Origin of the sequence: Ktedonospora formicarum (genome assembly GCF_016587355.1) — a bacterium.
Lineage (GTDB): Bacteria > Chloroflexota > Ktedonobacteria > Ktedonobacterales > Ktedonobacteraceae > Ktedonobacter > Ktedonobacter formicarum.
In genome coordinates, this window is the sequence record NZ_BNJF01000008.1 from 1 (window position 1) to 15,922 (window position 15,922).

Sequence of the window (15,922 nt, forward strand, 5' to 3'; positions counted from 1 at the left end):
CCAGTCGGCGATCTCGGCCCGACAGAGCTGGGCTATCCTCTCTTCGTCGGCCACCCCTAACGGCTGTAACTGCTCTAGCAATCCACCGGCAGCAAACAATCGCTCGTATTGCCATCTGGTAATCTCGCCCATCGTGCAGACTCTTCCTCTCATCTTGTCATCCTTATTACCTATTGTATACCATCCTTTGGTACACGTCAAGATGGTACCTCCAATCCTCTCGTAGAGAAAGCGAGCGTCTCCTCCTCATCCTTCCCATATTCGCGTCTCAGCAGCTTACACAGGGGAAAGGCACGTTTTGTGAGCATGCTGTCGGCTGATGACAGCATGCTTGGGAAGCCATGACACCAATGGTCGGCTTCTGACCAGCCAGGTGCGCTCTCAACCATGCCACCCATCGTGGATCGCTCGCCGGTCCAGAACGTGATGTTGGAGATATTATGGCGCGCGGGTCAGATTCCCTTTCCAAATACCAGGTGCTCGCGCGCAGCTTCCACGACTTCCTTGTTCACCACCTCAACCTCCGGATTCAGTGCGAGAATCCGCTTCATTTGGGTGAGCAGCCGTTCCATTTGCCGAAAATTTCCTCCTGTCATACGGATAATCTGCGCCAGGACCTCCTTTTCTATCCTTCTCTCCTCACCACCAAAAATACTCACTTGTTGTTCTATCAGTTCCTGCTGTTCTTCTTTCCCCAACGTCCGATATTGATGGACAAAACCCACCCGTGAATACAACTGCGGATACCGCGCCAGTCGCTTCTCCAATCCTGGCATTCCCACCAGGATCAAGCCCATCGGATGACTATCATACACATCTCGCAGCACCTCCAATGCGAGAGGCTTCAGCCGATCCGCCTCATCCACTATCAGGATCTCCACCTGCCCTGGACGCACCATTCCCTCGACGGTCTCCACCTCCTGCGGAACACTGCGTGCTGCCTCTCCAATCACCCGCAAACTCCAGCGTAATAACGCCAAATCTTTCTCGATTTGTCGGGCCGTCACCGTCGCTGTTGGCGTATAGAACGCTGCGCGCGGGCGCGGATTCTCTGGTGACAACCTCGGTTGCACCACTCCATGCCAGGACAGCAACGGCTCGATCTCATCCCACCGCGCATACGCCCGACTGGCTTCCGTCTTCCCTACTCCCGCACCACCATAACACACTCCTATCAAGCAGGAGGTTCGACACTCTTCACACATCTCCACAAAGCGTCGATACTCCTTCGTCTGTACAAATACCATCCCTCCCCGTGCGCCTCCCCACTCCCGGCAGCCTCTCACCTACTTGCTCCACGCAAGCCACCGTTTCTCCTGACGCCAACACGGTCAGTCCATTCGTCTGCGCCATCTCACTCATGGCGATACCTCTTCAGGCGTCTGGGCGCTGGAAGACCTTCCTTCTGCTCTCCCTGGAGCGCTGACACCTGGCCTCCTGCTTCCTCCTGCCCCTGCACCCTCCCTGACTCGGCTTCGGCCAGGCTGAATCTCCTCGCTCCCATACCCTCTTTCACGTAGCGCTTCACCAAGGCTTCTCGCTCCACAATTTCCCCTCGGAGCCGTCTTCTTTGGGCTTGACGCGCCGCCACAATTTCCTTCAAGCTCACCGTCTGTCCTGACAATTCCGGGCAAATCGCCCGGCAGACAAAACGATCTTCAAAAAACACCCTGATTTCTGCAAGGTCGAGTGGTTTCTTCTAGTTGATGTTCACCATCTTTATTTTGAGCAGGAATGTGCTGAACCTCTTCTCTGTTGTAAACATCCTTGCTCACAAAACTCGCCTGTCGGAGAAAAAGCACGCGTTTGCTGATCTCAAAGAGCTACGATCCCTGTTCCTCTCGTTGAAGTGAAGAGCGGTATCGTTCCATAAACTGCCTAAATTCTGCGAGTTCTGCTTCCAGGCGGGCTATCTTTACTCCGCAATTCATATGCTCTTGCAGTAATTTGTGATAGCGCCTTTCCACATCGGCGAGTTCTGCTTGTGCACGCTGTTCGAACTCAACTCGTTCCGTGCGTCGTTGTCGTTTGGCTTCGTCGCGTTCAGCGCGAGCCTCATGCAAGAGTTCGATCAGACGCGGGCGCTTGTAGTCGAGCAGCGGGTCGCGCGGTGCTACTTTGATCGCGTGAAAAGCGGCCTGACTCTTCCTCATTTTTCGCGAACTACCACGGCGAGCAGTCTTCTGCTTTGCCTGGGCCTGTTCACGTTCCTTGCGCAAATGAGTACTGTGCTCCTGAAACAATTGGAAAGCTTCTCGATTGCGGTAATAGGTCATGTAGTCCAGACCGCTCACTTCTTTGATGGTGAAGGTAGTGACTGGGCGACCCTCGGTCTCTAGCTGAGAAATAGCCTTGCTGAGACGATCAACCGTCATCTGTTTTTGGGCTGCTGCATTGGCACGCAAATGCTCATACTGATCTCCTGGGGCACCGGTCATAGCGCTTCTCCTTCTTCGTCCTGGATCGACGGTAGCGTATCCGCAAACGGCAAATAGCCGCCATCCTGGCGCGTACGCATCTGAATCTCCATGATCCGAATTGCGTCATCAAGAGACTGAACCACCTTGCGAGCCTGCTCTGCGTCGATGGCATGGCCCTGATCGTCATGAAGTTTGGCTTGCAGGATGTAGAGTCTTCGCCACGTCTTGGCCTTGAGCAGGTTACTGTAATGAGGGACCAGATACGGGCAATTGGCACAGATTCCCCGATTATCAGGACGAATACAGGTGCCAGCACTGCAAAATCCGAGAACGGTGGGTCCAATCAGGCCGCAGCGCTCGAATTGTGTGCGCAACGCCTCGTCCATCTGCTCTAACGTTTGTGGAGAAGGAGCTTGGAGGTAGGAACGCCCTTGCTCTGGTGAAAGTGGCGATTGCATCTCTAACAGGAGAGCCAGTAATTGTGCCACTGGTAAACGACTGTAGTAGGCAGTCGCTTCGGGGATAGTGAGCGCCGCTGATGAGCCTTCCCACCTCACCCGATGATGCAACAGATAGGCAATCGCCTCTGCTGGAATATTCAGGGCCGTTCTTGCATGCGTGGCAAGGACATGTCGCAGGAGATGAGGAGCGATGCGGATAGGCTCACCTGCCCGTGTGGTCAGGGTCAGCCCATGGAACAGAAAACGCAGCAGCTGAGCAACATCCTGGGCAGTGAAGTGCCCCAGACGTCCATCGGGGGTGGCTGCCCATTGAAACAAGTATGGCTCCGCCACCAAATCATCGGCTTTGTTGCCAAACGCCTCAGGAGAAACCTTGGGAATGCGCCCACCGTGGGCCGCTTGAAGCATTTCCGCTATTTCCTTGAGGTGGCGTACCGCCATATCACTGATGAGAAAAAACTGCCGCTCGCTTTCGTGCTGGTATCCTTTCGGCAAGAGCTTCTGGACGAGCACTCCCATTTTGCGGCCCGTTGGCTGCTGGTTCTTCAGCTCATCCACGACAATGGTTTCAAAACGGGAGGCACTTACCTGCAGGAGTTCGCTAACGCGGCTCCCGTTGGTCAGAGCCAGCGTTGCCAGAGCCGCAGCAAAAAGTGTTCCTCTGTAGAGAGGTTCAGGATCAAAGAGGATGGCTCCAGAGAGTCTCCTCGCCCACAGAAACCACTGGGTAATAGCGCGGGCAGGTGATATGACTCCAGAACGACGCGTACCAATCATCTCGTGACCGTGAGATTGACCAAGCAGTTGCTTCTCAATGAGATCACCGCACCACAGCAGATAGGTCGACGGTCCTTCGTACTGCAGAAAGTAGGCATTGCGCCCCGGCGCATATGCCTCGACCTGTCGTTCTGCACGCCTCTGAACGTCTTTGGTGTACAGGTCTGGATGGCTTTTGACCCACTCCGTCCGATTCCAGAGTGTCAGGATCAGCGTGACGGGCTGTTCAATGAGTTGGACATCCGCCAGCGTCATGGCTTGCTCTGAGACGGAAAACTGCCGATCCACATAGTCAAACTGATAGGGCAGCGTGATCTCTCCTCGCGTGGCGAGCACACAAAGCCTTCGAAATTCCTTGATCAGACGTTCTGCCGCCTGTTTGCGCAATTGAACGAGTTCAACGAGTAAGGGAAACAGAGGAACAATGATGTCCGACTGTTCCTTACGCCGGGCCTCTGTGGCGGCGATCACCGCTTGCTGCTGCGCTTGTTTTTCACAAAATCCCCGAGGGAGCCGGGGCAAAAGATAGGGCTTCCAGAACGCCTGCTGTCGTTCTGAGAGCGTCTCAAAGTACGGTCGCTGATAGACACACGCCAACGTCTCATACCGTTTGAGCATATTGAGATCACCACTGGAGATCAATCTCCCCTCCACAAATGTATCCCACACACGACGCTCAGTCAGCTCAGCAAGCGTCGCCATTCCATAGCTCCTACGCAACCTCCGCAAGAGATTCGTGACCTGGATGCAATACATATACAAGGTTTTTGGCTTCACCCCATCCATAGCACAGCCAATTGCAAGCGTAATGGCGACCACTTCTGGCAGGTCAGCAGCACGAATGAGATACCCCATGACATTGCTTGGCAAGCGCTCCCAATCGATACCAGGAGCGGTTTTGAGCATCGGTGGGAGCCACGCCAAAAACGCCTGGATATGATCTGCCCGCTCCTTCGGATTGTTGAAATGCAATCGCGAAACTCGATCAAGCATCTCTCCAGAACAGCTTCTGGCAGGCCTGGTGTCAACTTCTGGGGTCATTGTTTCCCTCTTTGCGCACGCCCACTTACCATGGCTGGCCTGTCTGTTGGTCCATGCTCTTAATCCAGTTGAGCGTTTCTTCATCATGCATCCACACAACAGGTGCATCCTGATTGGGCAGACACGCAGCTTCGGCCCCTCCACAAGGCGTTGAGGCAGACCGCACCTGTGGCGATTGTACAGCAGAGCAACGCTGAGCAAGATCCTGTTGATAGCCTGCAAGCACAGAAAAGATCGCTTCTCCTTCACGACTCTGATCGTAAATATCAATCGTGTGAATACTCCGCCAGGCCATAATGGTCTTGCCGAATGCCTCTCGTTCGCGCAGGTATTTTTCGGCATCAAACGATTGGGTGCCAGCTCCGCACGCCAGTTTGAGCTTCATCAGATACTCTGTCACAAAGAGGTGTCTCAGATCATGCGGAGAGAAACGAACCGGACACAGCGCCTGCAGCGGAATGGAGTGGCGATACCAATGCCAGTAAAACACATTTGGTGAGTAGGATGTCCCTCGTTCGGTCAGAAAGAGAGAGGCGTTCGGAGCAACATCGATGAGCCGGCGTCGACCCTCTGGATCATGCAGCGGCCTCATCTGCTCAAGATAGGCATTGAGTGCCTCCTGAACGCGAGGGTTGTGGGCAAAATAAATCGTTTTCACTTCGCGTCCATAGCTCCCTTTGTTCATGACCTGCGCTTGGCCAGCAACCCCCTTGTTCTGATACCCACCGATCGTCATGAAGGCAATTTCGTGAAGCCTGGCTCCAGTGGATTGCAAGAGTTGAAGCACCGCTTTCTCACGGAGCGAAACTTCCGGGCTCTCCAGCAGAACATCCAGCACAGCATGAATCCCCTGACGCACATCAGCCAGCTCTTTGCGTATCTCGGGTTTCCACCCCTGGGGCTGATGCTGACGGAGAAAGGCCGTCGGTCGCCGCCGGGACTGCTCATGCGTCTCTTCCCGGATTCCAGCCTGGTCGGGAGCCCCTTTGTTCGCTAACGTGCGTTCCTGGTCGCGTTTGAGAGCCACAAGCACGCCTGAGGACAGTGGGTTGGCAAACGCATACAATCCGGCCTCTCTCATGACCAGATAAAAATCGCGTAAGGCGGCGCGCATGACCTTGAGTGAACTCTCGCGGAGCGGCGTTTCACGAGTCATGACAATCTCAACACTCTCCGTTTCTCTTTGGGGGCGAACGTGGCATTTGAGAGAATCCCGATGGAAGGCAATCAATGCTTGGCGCAACCGTTCTGGAGACGCATTCCAGGGACACTCGCTCTCTGAGAGGAACGCAAAGTAGGACTGAAGGCAAGCGAGGTATGTGCTTCTCGTGCTCGTCGGTCCTTGCTCTTTGCGCAAACGATACCATTCGGTGAGCGGAACAATGATCCGATCCTGTTGATCAAGAAAAATGAGTTCGTAGATATCGCCCGCTTGGCCACGCACACGACGAACCTGTGAAGGCAGCTTCACCTGTTGTGTTGGAGAGCTTGTTGTTGGCATCTTCTTCCCTGCACTTCCCACATCTTCACCACTCAATTCTTCTGCGCAGAATACACCCAAAAAGGGATGTTGTAAACAAAACAGGAAAGAGGTCCTGCGACTCCTCTCGATCACTCACATTAACGTACGGATCATAGCGAATCTGCACTTCCTCCCCCACGTAGGCCGCAAGCATCGGATCAATGTATGTATAACCTTCAAAGGCAATCCCGCTCTGCTGCACCCGTCTCTTTCTGGCCACCTGCACCAGTAACAGATCCAACTGCTCCAACGACTCTGGCATTCTCGGCAAAAATCCCCCTTCTTCCCAGCGCTCCTGGGCCCTTTGCGCTGCCCCTTTTGTATCCGGTAGTGATAATCGGAGAGCAACCAGGTCCGAAAATGTTGCTCCAGCTCTTCCAGTGTCAGCACCCCCGCACGCTCCCTCCGATGCGGCTCACCCGCCCCAGGCCACGCTTCCGAGGGCGCATACCCTGGCAATTGCTCTAACAGTAATTGCTCCACACTCTGAAAAAATCGCTCAATCTTGCCCCGTCCTCGTGGTCTTCCTACCTGGGAAAAGACCAGTTGTATCTTCAGGTCTGCTCCTGTTTGGGAAAGATGCACACTCGTAAAATCTGTACCGTGGTCAGTATAAAAGACATCAGGAATACCGCATATCTGCCACCCTGGGTCCTCCTTACGCCAGATTGCCTGCCGCAAGGTCAACGCCGTCTGAATCGCCGAAGGGGCTGACCAACTCAAACGATACCCAGCAATGGCCCGGCTCTTGTCATCCTCAATCACTGTCAACCACGGTCGCCCACTCTTGCCTTGCCCATCTTTCACCAGAATCGGCAACAAACAATGATCGGCTTGCCAAATCTCATTCGCCCTTCCCGCCTCCCGCCGATACAACAAGTCATACTCCTCTCGATACATCCCGGCCCCCTGCTGCGCCAATGTCACCAGCGCCGGAGGCAGTTCTTTCACGATCCGATACACCTGCGTATAGCTGGGTTCTTCCCACCCCTGTTCTAACGCGATCTTGCTCACCTGTCTATGGATCGTTGCCAACGATCTACGAGGGGTGCGCAACGCCAACCCTTCCACCACCTTCACCACCTCCTCCGAGATCCCACGCCGTTTCCCTCGATCTACACGCGGTGGGCGAGCCAAGCCGCATAATCCATCCTCCCTATACTGACGCACCCATCGCTGCAACGTCTTCAACGGCACACCACGTTCCCGCGCCACCACCGTTTGCGCTATCCCTTCTTCCACATGCTCTCGGACCACTTCATAGCGCCGATACGCTTCCGCACGCTGCCTCTCCGTCAATTCCGATAACGTCAGCACCTGTCTCTCCCGCTTCATCGCATTCTCCTCTTTTCCACATCTCTCGCATCACTCACCCCTTTCTTACCTATGAGAAGTAGTATATCTCTTCCACTCCTCTTTTCCCATCAATTTTTATGAAAAATTGATGGCTTTGGTCTCCTCCCACCGAAACCAAAGTCCTCGTTGTTCCTTTTCTTGATCCCTTCTTCCCCTGCACCAGCAGCTTTTCCTCCCCTCGTTCCCTCCCTCACCCTCATCTTCTCTCCACACTTTCTCCTCAGCTATTTCGCAAAAAAGCGTCCCTTCCCCTTCTCCATATTCTGTGAGGGCTGTTTTGGCACTTTCTTCAAGGCTCTTCGTTCAACACCCTCCCCAGGCCACTCCACCATCCATTCCCCCTTGCCCTGCTCTTCTCCCTAGGCTGCTCTTCTTCCTCTCACCCCCTCGTGTTTTGCCCCTATTTCTCACTTTCTCCGCTCCTCTTTTTTTCACCCTCGGTAAGGAGGTCCTTCACATTCCTTCCTCTTCTCTTACCTCTTTCTCCTTTTACTCCTTAAATATCCTCCATTCCCTCATTTTTTCCTGTCATTCCTACCTCATCTATTTCGTCGATTTACACCCCCAGGGAAATGCTATTGACTCTTCAGCAATATGGATCATCTCCGTGATCGGATCAGGCTTTCGGTAGCGTGTTTAAGAAAAGGTGAGGCGCCTTCGGTTCAGACAGGCAATGAGCAGCCACATCATTGTCACCTGAAGGCGTGTTTTACGGGAAGGCGTCCTCTTGGTATGCCAAAGACCGTCTGATCTGCTCCTCCCAGTTCATTGTTTCATACAACCTCTGTTTCCTATTTCAGCCCCCCCTGCTCACTGCGACAATACCTCCTCCACCGCACTCCCCAAACACCTACCTGTTTTGGAGAGCGTTTGCCTGTTGATAAGCTTGTTGAGCCTCTCTCTGCCGACCAAGTTCTTGGAGTATCTGGCCTTTGGATTGGTAATATGAAGCATTGTTGGGATCGAGACGGATCGCCTGATCGTAGGCAGCCAAGGCCTCCTCGTTGCGCTTGAGATCGTTAAAAGCTGCACCTTTGTTGTAGTAGGCCTCGGCATCGCGAGGATCGAGACGGATCGCCTGATCGTAGGCAGCCAAGGCCTCCTCGTTGCGCTTGAGAGCGTAGCGAAGAATATTACCTTTGTTGTAGTAGGTATCGGCATCGTTGGGATCGAGGCGGATCGCCTGATCGTAGGCAGCCAAGGCCTCCTCATAGCGCTTGAGAGCGTTAAGAGCGACACCTTTGTTGTTGTAGGCGTAAGCATAGCGAGGATTGAGACGGATCGCCTGATCGAGGGCAGCTAAGGCCTCCTCGTAGCGCTTGAGAGCATTAAGAGCATTGCCTTTGTTGTTGTAGGCATTGGCATTATTGGGGTCGAGATGGATCGCTTGATCGAGGGCAGCTAAGGCTTCCTTGTAGCGCTTGAGAGCGTTAAGAGCGACACTTTTGTTGTTGTAGGCATTGGCATTATTGGGGTCGAGACGGATGGCTTGATCGTAGGCAGCCAAGGCCTCCTCGTTGCGCTTGAGATCGTGAAGAGCATTGCCTTTGTTGTAATAGGTATCGGCATCGTTGGGATCGAGACGGATCACTTGATCGTAGGCAGCCAAGGCCTCCTCGTAGCGTTTCGCCTTCTGATGATCCCTTCCTACACTGAACCATTCCTCTTTCGTGTTACTTCGTGATGCTATCGCAGGAGATGTCGGAGCCAACGGGGGCTGCGCGAATGCTTCTCGCAACGCCAACACAAACGCCTCCACGGAGGCATGCCTCTCGGCCCGTTGCTTGCTCAGGGCTTTGAGCACGGCGGCTTCCATAGTCGGTGGGATCTGAGCATTCCGTTGAGCAGGGGAATTGGTTGTTCATAAAGATGCTGGGCACCCATGGCGAAAAAATCCGCAGCCTCAAAGGGTCGTCGCCCCGTCAACAGTTCGTAGGCAATACACCCCAGCGCATACTGGTCGCCCTCTTTGCTTACCATCCCTCGAAACTGTTCTGGAGCCATGTAGAAGGGTGTCCCAACAATCGTGGTACTCTGTTTGACACTGGCGGAGAGGATAGCGGCAATACCAAAATCTGCCAGCAAGACCTCGCCCTGGGCATCAAAGAGGATGTTCTCCGGTTTGAGGTCACGATGAATGATATTGAGGGAATGGGCGTGGTGTAAGGCCTGTCCAAGCTGCTCCATGATGGTCAAGGCCTCTGTCATGGGCAGTGGTGATTGGCGTTGGAGCAGATCGCGCAGGGACCCCCCAGGGGCATAATCGGCGATCATGTAGGACTGTCCCTCACTGAAGCCGAAGTCAAGCAGAGCAAGGATATGAGGATGCTTGAGCTCGGAAAGGATCTGCGCTTCTTGCGCAAAGAGCGCACGCTCCTTCTCCGAGAAGAGATGGCGATGGAGGAACTTGATCGCTACCAGACGGTGCTTCAGGTGGAGATGCTCGGCTTGGTAGACGCTGCCGAAGGCTCCACGATTAATCGCTGCGGTAATACGATAGTTGTGAATCACTGTCCCAAGCAATGGATCTGTCCCCATGATGGCTGGCTCCCCTTCATCCTGTTCGTGAGAATACATGCTGCATTGAACAGCATCTATTGTAGCAAACACACCTCTCAATGACAACCGGGAACCAACGCATGTGCATCCTTGCTCTGAGCAAGGAGGCGAGAAGCCAGGCTTGACCCGGTGTCCCCTGTGAAAGGAGATGCATCGGCTAAGCAACAGAGCGCTGAGAGCGTGTTTTGGAACACGCTCTCACGAAGAGGAGGCTTCCGCTTCTTCCGGCTTCCCCCAGGAAAAAGCGGTCGGCTCCTCAGCGATGTGGATCATCTCCGTGATCGGTTCGGGCTTGCGGTTGGAATTGTCAACTTATAAAAAGAAATAAAGAGCTTTTCTGAAAATGGTGAGGAAGAAGGAGAGAGGTGGAAGATGAGTGGCGGATAATGGAGTGCTATGCGACTGTTTTCATCCCCGTCAACTCGTTCCATACCTGGAACCGATCCTGCATGAGGGCGCGATACTCCGCTGCCTGCAAACGATGCCGTTTGGGGCGAAAATGATCGGAAATTGGGCCAAAGGCGGAAAGAAATCGTTGGGCATGGCCTCCCGATTTGAAGCGCCGCATGGCCCGTTCTCGTTGCCTTGTCGGTTGATGCGAGTTCTCAGCCCGATTCTTCAAGCCTTTGTGCTGGCGGTGCTCAACTCCTGGCATAATCTCTTTTTTGGCGGCTGCATAGCTGGCCAACTTATCGGTGACAATCACGCGTGGGACGTATTCAAGCCCTTTGAGCAGCTTGCGAAAGAAGCGTTTGGCCGCTTTCTTATCACGTCTGCTCTGTACCAGGATATCAAGCACATTGCCATCCTGATCAACTGCGCGCCAGAGGTAGCTCCGATTCCCATTGATGGTGAGAAAGACCTCATCGAGGTGCCACTTGTCCCCCGGTCGAGATCGCCGACATTTCAGTTCATTGGCGTAGGTTTGACCAAACTTCCGACACCATTGCCGAATTGTTTCGTAGGTCAGCACAATGCCGCGCTCTGCCATGATCTCCTCGACATCACGAAAGCTCAAAGAGAAGCGAAAATACAGCCACACGCAGTGGCTGATAAGAATGGGCGGAAAGCGATATCCTTTGTATTGAGAAGCAGTGACATGCGTTTTCATACCGCTGAGTATGCCAGACGTTTCCCTTGACTGCAATCAATTCTTGCTAACTTGACAATACCTTTTCAAACAGGCGGCGGCTGTGGTTGGCTCTATTCCCGATCAGGTCACAACTGATGGTCATGCTTCCTATCCGCGTGCCATACGCGAGACGATGGGTAGCGATGTCCAGCATCGAACGAGTAAATATCTCAATAATCGGCTCGAGCAAGATCATCGTGGTATCAAACAGCGGTATTATCCGATGCGTGGTTTTGGAACCGTTGAAGCGGCTGCACGCTTCTGTTCTGCCTTCGATGAATTGCACAATTACCTTCGTCCTCGCCGCACCATGGGCGAAGTGGTCTCTCTCCAAGAACAACGACAAGCTTTTCTCCAGCGTCTTGCCGCTTTACAGACCGCAATACAAGCAGCCTCATAGGTCAACGAGCGAGAAGTGAGTCTTCCATTCGCCCAGTATACTTTTCTGTGGCCTCAGTTCTGACAGAACCAGCTCCCTAGATGAGGCTAGCTGGATTCAGGTTTGCTTGCGTCTGCACCTGCCACAGAGGCACGGGGTTCCTGACGAGTACTATTCTGGCTTGCATCAGACCTCCTCCACGCAACACCGGGTAGGAGATAGAAGGCTGCCAACAGCGCCTCTATGCCTAGACTCAGCGCTGGACTTATCCAGGCAAAGACAAACGCGATCGCATACAGTAGAGGGCCAAAAAGGTATTGCCGGTCGATACGCCTCACCGCCTGTATATCTACATGTCGATGCAATAAGCGATGGCGATAGGTCACATAGCGCCAGAGAACATTGTAAACAATCGCTACCAACAAAAAGACCCCGTCATAAAGCAAGACCGCATCGCGAAAACTGGCTGGTTCTTTACTATACGCACCGAGCAAAGCCGTGGGAAAGGGCACTACGGTAGCAGCAAATAACAAAAAAAGATTAAGGATGAGCAAATTATGATCAGTACGCACAATAATATTGAAGAGGCGGTGATGATTCAACCACATAATACCCAGAGTGGCAAAGCTGGTGACAAACGCCAGAAAAATCGGCCATTGTTCCAGCATAGCACCAAAAAGCCCCACTTCTGGATGGCTCTCAAGTATGTGATCAATAGCGGGTTTGAGCTCCAGTACAAGGAGCGTAATAGCAATGGCAAAGACTCCATCGCTAAAGGCTTCAACACGTGCAGTCTCTTTCTTTTCGTCCATTAGTTGCTTCCTTGCGTAATTTTCATGCACATCGTCAATACCACCAATCTCCAGGAATAAATGTTTCCAATGCACCTCATTGATGATATGAAACCATTCGCTCAGTGGTTTCACATCGCCCCAGCAGTCCATGCCAGGCAGGCGTGAATATGAGCTGTCCTACGAACGAAGATACCAAGCTGTTGCTTCAAATACAACCCAGCACGCTGATGAAGACCTCCAGGCATATCATGCTGAACTTCCGCAGAAGTATTACCCAGAGCTTCCACCGATCCATGATTCACGACGCCATCCTTCACAGTAGCGTTTGCTCCTCACGCCATTAAAGACAATGGTCGAGAATGGGAAGCAACATTCGCACAGAGAAAGCACAGGACATGTCACCCACTGCTCCATGTGTAATATGTTCTAAAGGACCAGGAGCAAGAGGAGGGGAGATCAAAGTGGCAGAAGAGTTATATCCTACTAGGAAAAATCAACCGGGTCAATTCCCCCTGTTGGAGAACCAACCTACTGATCATCTGACTGTTCATCTGCCCAAGACCAACGAGGCACTTCGTGCAACGGATAGAGGTCTTCGTCGCACTCAGCATGAGAGTTTTGCATCGCCACACGTGAACCAAACTCAACATGTTCTCGAAACGCCTTCCGAAAAGGTTCATCATCGGGCATCCTCACTGTATCGAGGGCAGCTAGGTACAACTCAACAAAGCGTTGCCGTTGGGCTTCGGTGATCCTGAGGTGGCGATGTTTGGCGATTAAGGTATCCATACCACCCAATTCACGGGTAAAACGATCAGGTCCACCGAAGGACTCGGCGGTAAAGGCGGCCAAATGGTCAACGTGGTGTGGTTGTCCAGCTCCGAAAAGGGGCTGGAGCAAAGGATCCTTGAGTACGCTGGCGTAGAAGACCTCCTCTAATCGGTGCAGTGCATCAAGACCACCAGCATGTTCGAAGAGTGTTGGCATCAGGCATCCTCCTTGGTGTCATGGTCACCTCCTTCATAGATTCTGCTGAAAGGAGGTCTCTCTTCTTTCTGCATGAAGACAGGGAAGCGCTTTCTTGTGTGTCTCTCGCAAGCTTCCCCACTCTCAAGTCGACGAATCGCGCTGTCAAACCCATACGTATCATACCAGGAGCAACAATGGGGAATGCACGCAGACTAATCAGAGCATTCCAAGCCATTATCAGCAACCTCTATCGCACAGATCACCTATTACACAACATGCGAAGTTTCATTCATGCCTTTTTTCATCAATACAGCATTTTCCTATTTCATACTCCTTGAAAACAAGTATATCTTATAAAGTATGAATATGCGAATTTTTTTTGCCGCAGTACCTAGTGGGTCATTTGCCAACTCCGTCGATGTTAGCGACATGCTTGTAGAAGCGCACGGAACGAATCCGTTGTGGGAGGACATACAGGGGTGTCGCTCCCGATCCCCCAGACGATGGCGGCGTGCGTAAGCCCGATCACGGCGGGCATGCCGCTTCCCTCCCCAGAGGAATGGAGTAGGATGACGATTCCACCCAGCAATGGCCTCGCGGAGCCAATCTTTGAGGATCTCCACATCATAGATGTGATGTCCCTCCAACGCCCGCCGCACAATGATGCGTTGGACCGATTCAGCCATGTTGAGCCAGGAACCAGCATTGGGCGTATAGAACAAGCAAATGCCGTGTTCAGCGCACCACTGGACCAGATCATGGCTCCGATGACCCATCAGGTTATCCAAGATCAACAAGACGCGAATGGGCGGAAAGAAGCGGTCGAGTTGGTCTGCAGATGGATAGAAATCCCAATCTTGCCACCGGCACCCCTCCTGCACTTGCTCTGGAGCAGGTGGACACTGTTTGAGGATCGTTGCCAGTTCCTTTTTGAGCCAGGGATGTAAGATGGCATGAGCACTGGTATTGCCTTGATTCTGATCACTCATGAGCAGCACTCGGGCTACCAGGTAGTGCTTCGCTGGAGTGCTGCTCATATGGAGCATCGTTTCCAGAAAGGTTCGTTGCCCAGCCCTACTGGGTAGCGAGAGTGAAGGGTTCTCATATTTTTTCTCCCTTCTGATGGCCATTTGACAAAAAGAGGTAATTGACCAACCAGCGATAGGTGCATATCGTGATGGCGAAGATCCAGAGTTATGGATCAAACTCCTTTGCTTGATGTCAAAGGCATTCGGAGGGTACTGGAGAGTTGCGCACGAACAGCACACCAGTGTTGCTCATGAAGAGGATGGACGTTGCAGCCCGAAGAGCAGCAAACGCACCGACGTTTCTGCCTCGTCGGCCCATCGGATCGCCTCAGGGTCCACGAAAAACAGCAAGGCCAGCCCTTCGAACAAGGCAGCCAGCATGATCGCCGTTGCTTCGGCAGAGACTTCGCAGAACTCGCCATGCTCGATGCCACGCTGGATGAGCCGAGTCAGGAGCGCCCGATAGTCCTGGAAATATGCTTTGAGGAACTGACGAACTTCCTTGTTGCGTCCTGCTATCGCATAGAACTCAAAGGCAATCGGCATCGCCTGTGTCATCCACGGGAGTGCTTCGGCAAATTGACGGGCCAGGAGTAGCAATTGTTCAGAAACAGTCTCCTCTCGGTTGGTTTCAAACAGGCCCTGAACCCGTTTGAATTCCTGGACAAAGAAGTGTTTCAGAAGCGCTGCGATGATGGCATCCTTGCTTTTGTAATAAAGATAGAGCGCGGCTTTCGAGAGACCTGCCTGGCTGGCAATATCATCCATCCGGCTTTCATGGAAGCCCAGACGGGCAAAGACTGCGAGAGCGGCCTCCAAGATCTGATTTTTGCGTTCCTCACTCACATCAGGGCGGGGAGACATAACTACCTCCGAACAGCTTTTTCTCAATCGGGCATATTCACTGAACGAGCGGATACGCCCGGTAAACAGAACAGATCGGCACGACAGGCCCTTTCATGGCTGCATGGTACGTCGGAAAAATACTTTCATGGACGCAAGGCCACCATTTTGAGAATCGAGCAAAGGGCACTTAGCGCTTCAGGCGTGCCATCATAGGCATATCCTATGAAGCGCATAAATGCACGAAACACCTTGGGATGGCGTTGCTGATACTCTTCGAGCAGATGCACGGTTTCTTCCGCTGAAAGCATACGCTGCTGCGGTGTATAGCGCTGGCGTCCAACTTGCACCTCGATGGCGGGATGGACCTGAATATTGCGATACCAATCACTCTGTGTTCCATAGCCAGTCACCACGATACACTCCTGTGTTTTGGGATTGTAGTGGACGACTTCAAGGACAGTCTGTCGTCTGCGCCCACTCTTGCGCCCAAGGTGGGTAAGCATGAGAAATCGATGGCCGAGCAGCCAGCCTAGGTGCCAGCGGTAGAGGTAGCGTGGCAGGTGAAACGCCCATTTCAGCAGTCCTTTCGGTTTGAGCGGGGCAGTGAGCGTGTTGTTCATGGTTCCCTTCTCTTCCTT

At 53.0% G+C, this 15,922-nt stretch carries 15 protein-coding genes and 2 pseudogenes; 1 reads left to right on the forward strand and 16 read right to left on the reverse strand.

Annotated elements, in window-relative coordinates:
- Positions 1–452 precede the first annotated feature (452 nt).
- The 10 genes and pseudogenes from K3T82_RS41330 to K3T82_RS41370 form a co-directional block, all read right to left on the reverse strand.
- A complete protein-coding gene (locus K3T82_RS41330) occupies positions 453–1,247 on the reverse strand; it encodes an AAA family ATPase (protein WP_220199339.1) in 795 nt (264 codons plus the stop codon).
- A 107-nt stretch (positions 1,248–1,354) separates the two neighbouring features.
- Positions 1,355–1,669, reverse strand: a complete 315-nt coding sequence (locus K3T82_RS41335; RefSeq protein ID WP_220199340.1) for a hypothetical protein — start codon at positions 1,667–1,669, stop codon at positions 1,355–1,357.
- A 154-nt stretch (positions 1,670–1,823) separates the two neighbouring features.
- Complete coding sequence (locus K3T82_RS41340; RefSeq protein WP_220192679.1) at positions 1,824–2,438, reverse strand: hypothetical protein; 615 nt, start codon at positions 2,436–2,438, stop codon at positions 1,824–1,826.
- Complete coding sequence (locus tag K3T82_RS41345; RefSeq protein WP_220199341.1) at positions 2,435–4,699, reverse strand: hypothetical protein; 2,265 nt, start codon at positions 4,697–4,699, stop codon at positions 2,435–2,437. Before K3T82_RS41345 ends, K3T82_RS41340 begins: the two co-directional genes overlap by 4 nt.
- Before the next feature lie 25 nt (positions 4,700–4,724).
- Positions 4,725–6,200: a site-specific integrase gene (locus K3T82_RS41350; protein ID WP_220192676.1), complete on the reverse strand. Its 1,476-nt coding sequence runs from the start codon at positions 6,198–6,200 to the stop codon at positions 4,725–4,727.
- Positions 6,201–6,225: 25 nt separating this feature from the next.
- A complete protein-coding gene (locus K3T82_RS50550) occupies positions 6,226–6,483 on the reverse strand; it encodes a Mu transposase C-terminal domain-containing protein (RefSeq protein WP_420799402.1) in 258 nt (85 codons plus the stop codon).
- 269 nt (positions 6,484–6,752) lie between these two features.
- Positions 6,753–7,556 (reverse strand): annotated as a pseudogene (locus K3T82_RS50555) (helix-turn-helix domain-containing protein); the annotation flags it as partial.
- An 871-nt stretch (positions 7,557–8,427) separates the two neighbouring features.
- Entirely contained in the window at positions 8,428–9,381 is a 954-nt protein-coding gene (locus K3T82_RS41360; RefSeq protein WP_220199343.1) for a tetratricopeptide repeat protein, read from the reverse strand.
- The gene (locus tag K3T82_RS41365) at positions 9,366–10,115 is read right to left on the reverse strand and encodes a serine/threonine-protein kinase (protein ID WP_220199344.1); all 750 of its coding nucleotides are present in this window, start codon (positions 10,113–10,115) and stop codon (positions 9,366–9,368) included. The genes K3T82_RS41360 and K3T82_RS41365 overlap by 16 nt, the downstream gene beginning before the upstream one ends.
- A gap of 415 nt (positions 10,116–10,530) precedes the next feature.
- Complete coding sequence (locus K3T82_RS41370; RefSeq protein WP_220199345.1) at positions 10,531–11,247, reverse strand: IS6 family transposase; 717 nt, start codon at positions 11,245–11,247, stop codon at positions 10,531–10,533.
- A gap of 55 nt (positions 11,248–11,302) precedes the next feature.
- Between K3T82_RS41370 and K3T82_RS41375 the strand changes: the two are divergent.
- A pseudogene (locus tag K3T82_RS41375) lies at positions 11,303–11,668 on the forward strand (DDE-type integrase/transposase/recombinase); the annotation flags it as partial.
- Positions 11,669–11,754: 86 nt separating this feature from the next.
- Here the strand turns inward: K3T82_RS41375 and K3T82_RS41380 are convergent.
- The 6 genes from K3T82_RS41380 to K3T82_RS41405 form a co-directional block, all read right to left on the reverse strand.
- The gene (locus tag K3T82_RS41380; protein ID WP_220199346.1) at positions 11,755–12,459 is read right to left on the reverse strand and encodes a TMEM175 family protein; all 705 of its coding nucleotides are present in this window, start codon (positions 12,457–12,459) and stop codon (positions 11,755–11,757) included.
- Between the two features lie 110 nt (positions 12,460–12,569).
- Positions 12,570–12,743 (reverse strand): hypothetical protein, encoded by a 174-nt coding sequence (locus K3T82_RS41385; protein ID WP_220199347.1) that lies wholly within the window; start codon positions 12,741–12,743, stop codon positions 12,570–12,572.
- 226 nt (positions 12,744–12,969) lie between these two features.
- On the reverse strand, positions 12,970–13,428 hold the full coding sequence (locus tag K3T82_RS41390; RefSeq protein ID WP_220199348.1) for a group II truncated hemoglobin: 459 nt from the start codon (positions 13,426–13,428) through the stop codon (positions 12,970–12,972).
- Positions 13,429–13,730: 302 nt separating this feature from the next.
- Positions 13,731–14,447 (reverse strand): transposase, encoded by a 717-nt coding sequence (locus tag K3T82_RS41395; protein WP_236031872.1) that lies wholly within the window; start codon positions 14,445–14,447, stop codon positions 13,731–13,733.
- 240 nt (positions 14,448–14,687) lie between these two features.
- Positions 14,688–15,302 carry a TetR/AcrR family transcriptional regulator gene (locus K3T82_RS41400; RefSeq protein ID WP_220199349.1) on the reverse strand — a complete coding sequence of 205 codons (615 nt, stop codon included), beginning with the start codon at positions 15,300–15,302 and terminating at the stop codon, positions 14,688–14,690.
- Positions 15,303–15,427: 125 nt separating this feature from the next.
- Positions 15,428–15,904: a nitroreductase family deazaflavin-dependent oxidoreductase gene (locus K3T82_RS41405; RefSeq protein ID WP_220199350.1), complete on the reverse strand. Its 477-nt coding sequence runs from the start codon at positions 15,902–15,904 to the stop codon at positions 15,428–15,430.
- Between the last annotated feature and the right edge of the window lie 18 nt (positions 15,905–15,922).

Bases quoted from the DNA above. Each gene is read 5' to 3' on its own strand.
- K3T82_RS41405 (WP_220199350.1), bottom strand. From the start codon at position 15,904: ATGAACAACACGCTCACTGCCCCGCTCAAACCGAAAGGACTGCTGAAA.
- K3T82_RS41340 (WP_220192679.1), bottom strand. From the start codon at position 2,438: ATGACCGGTGCCCCAGGAGATCAGTATGAGCATTTGCGTGCCAATGCA.
- K3T82_RS41350 (WP_220192676.1), bottom strand. From the start codon at position 6,200: ATGCCAACAACAAGCTCTCCAACACAACAGGTGAAGCTGCCTTCACAG.
- K3T82_RS41345 (WP_220199341.1), bottom strand. From the start codon at position 4,699: ATGACCCCAGAAGTTGACACCAGGCCTGCCAGAAGCTGTTCTGGAGAG.
- K3T82_RS41380 (WP_220199346.1), bottom strand. From the start codon at position 12,459: ATGGACGAAAAGAAAGAGACTGCACGTGTTGAAGCCTTTAGCGATGGA.
- K3T82_RS50550 (WP_420799402.1), bottom strand. From the start codon at position 6,483: ATGCCAGAGTCGTTGGAGCAGTTGGATCTGTTACTGGTGCAGGTGGCC.
- K3T82_RS41390 (WP_220199348.1), bottom strand. From the start codon at position 13,428: ATGCCAACACTCTTCGAACATGCTGGTGGTCTTGATGCACTGCACCGA.
- K3T82_RS41330 (WP_220199339.1), bottom strand. From the start codon at position 1,247: ATGGTATTTGTACAGACGAAGGAGTATCGACGCTTTGTGGAGATGTGT.
- K3T82_RS41395 (WP_236031872.1), bottom strand. From the start codon at position 14,447: ATGAGCAGCACTCCAGCGAAGCACTACCTGGTAGCCCGAGTGCTGCTC.
- K3T82_RS41400 (WP_220199349.1), bottom strand. From the start codon at position 15,302: ATGTCTCCCCGCCCTGATGTGAGTGAGGAACGCAAAAATCAGATCTTG.
- K3T82_RS41370 (WP_220199345.1), bottom strand. From the start codon at position 11,247: ATGAAAACGCATGTCACTGCTTCTCAATACAAAGGATATCGCTTTCCG.
- K3T82_RS41365 (WP_220199344.1), bottom strand. From the start codon at position 10,115: ATGGGGACAGATCCATTGCTTGGGACAGTGATTCACAACTATCGTATT.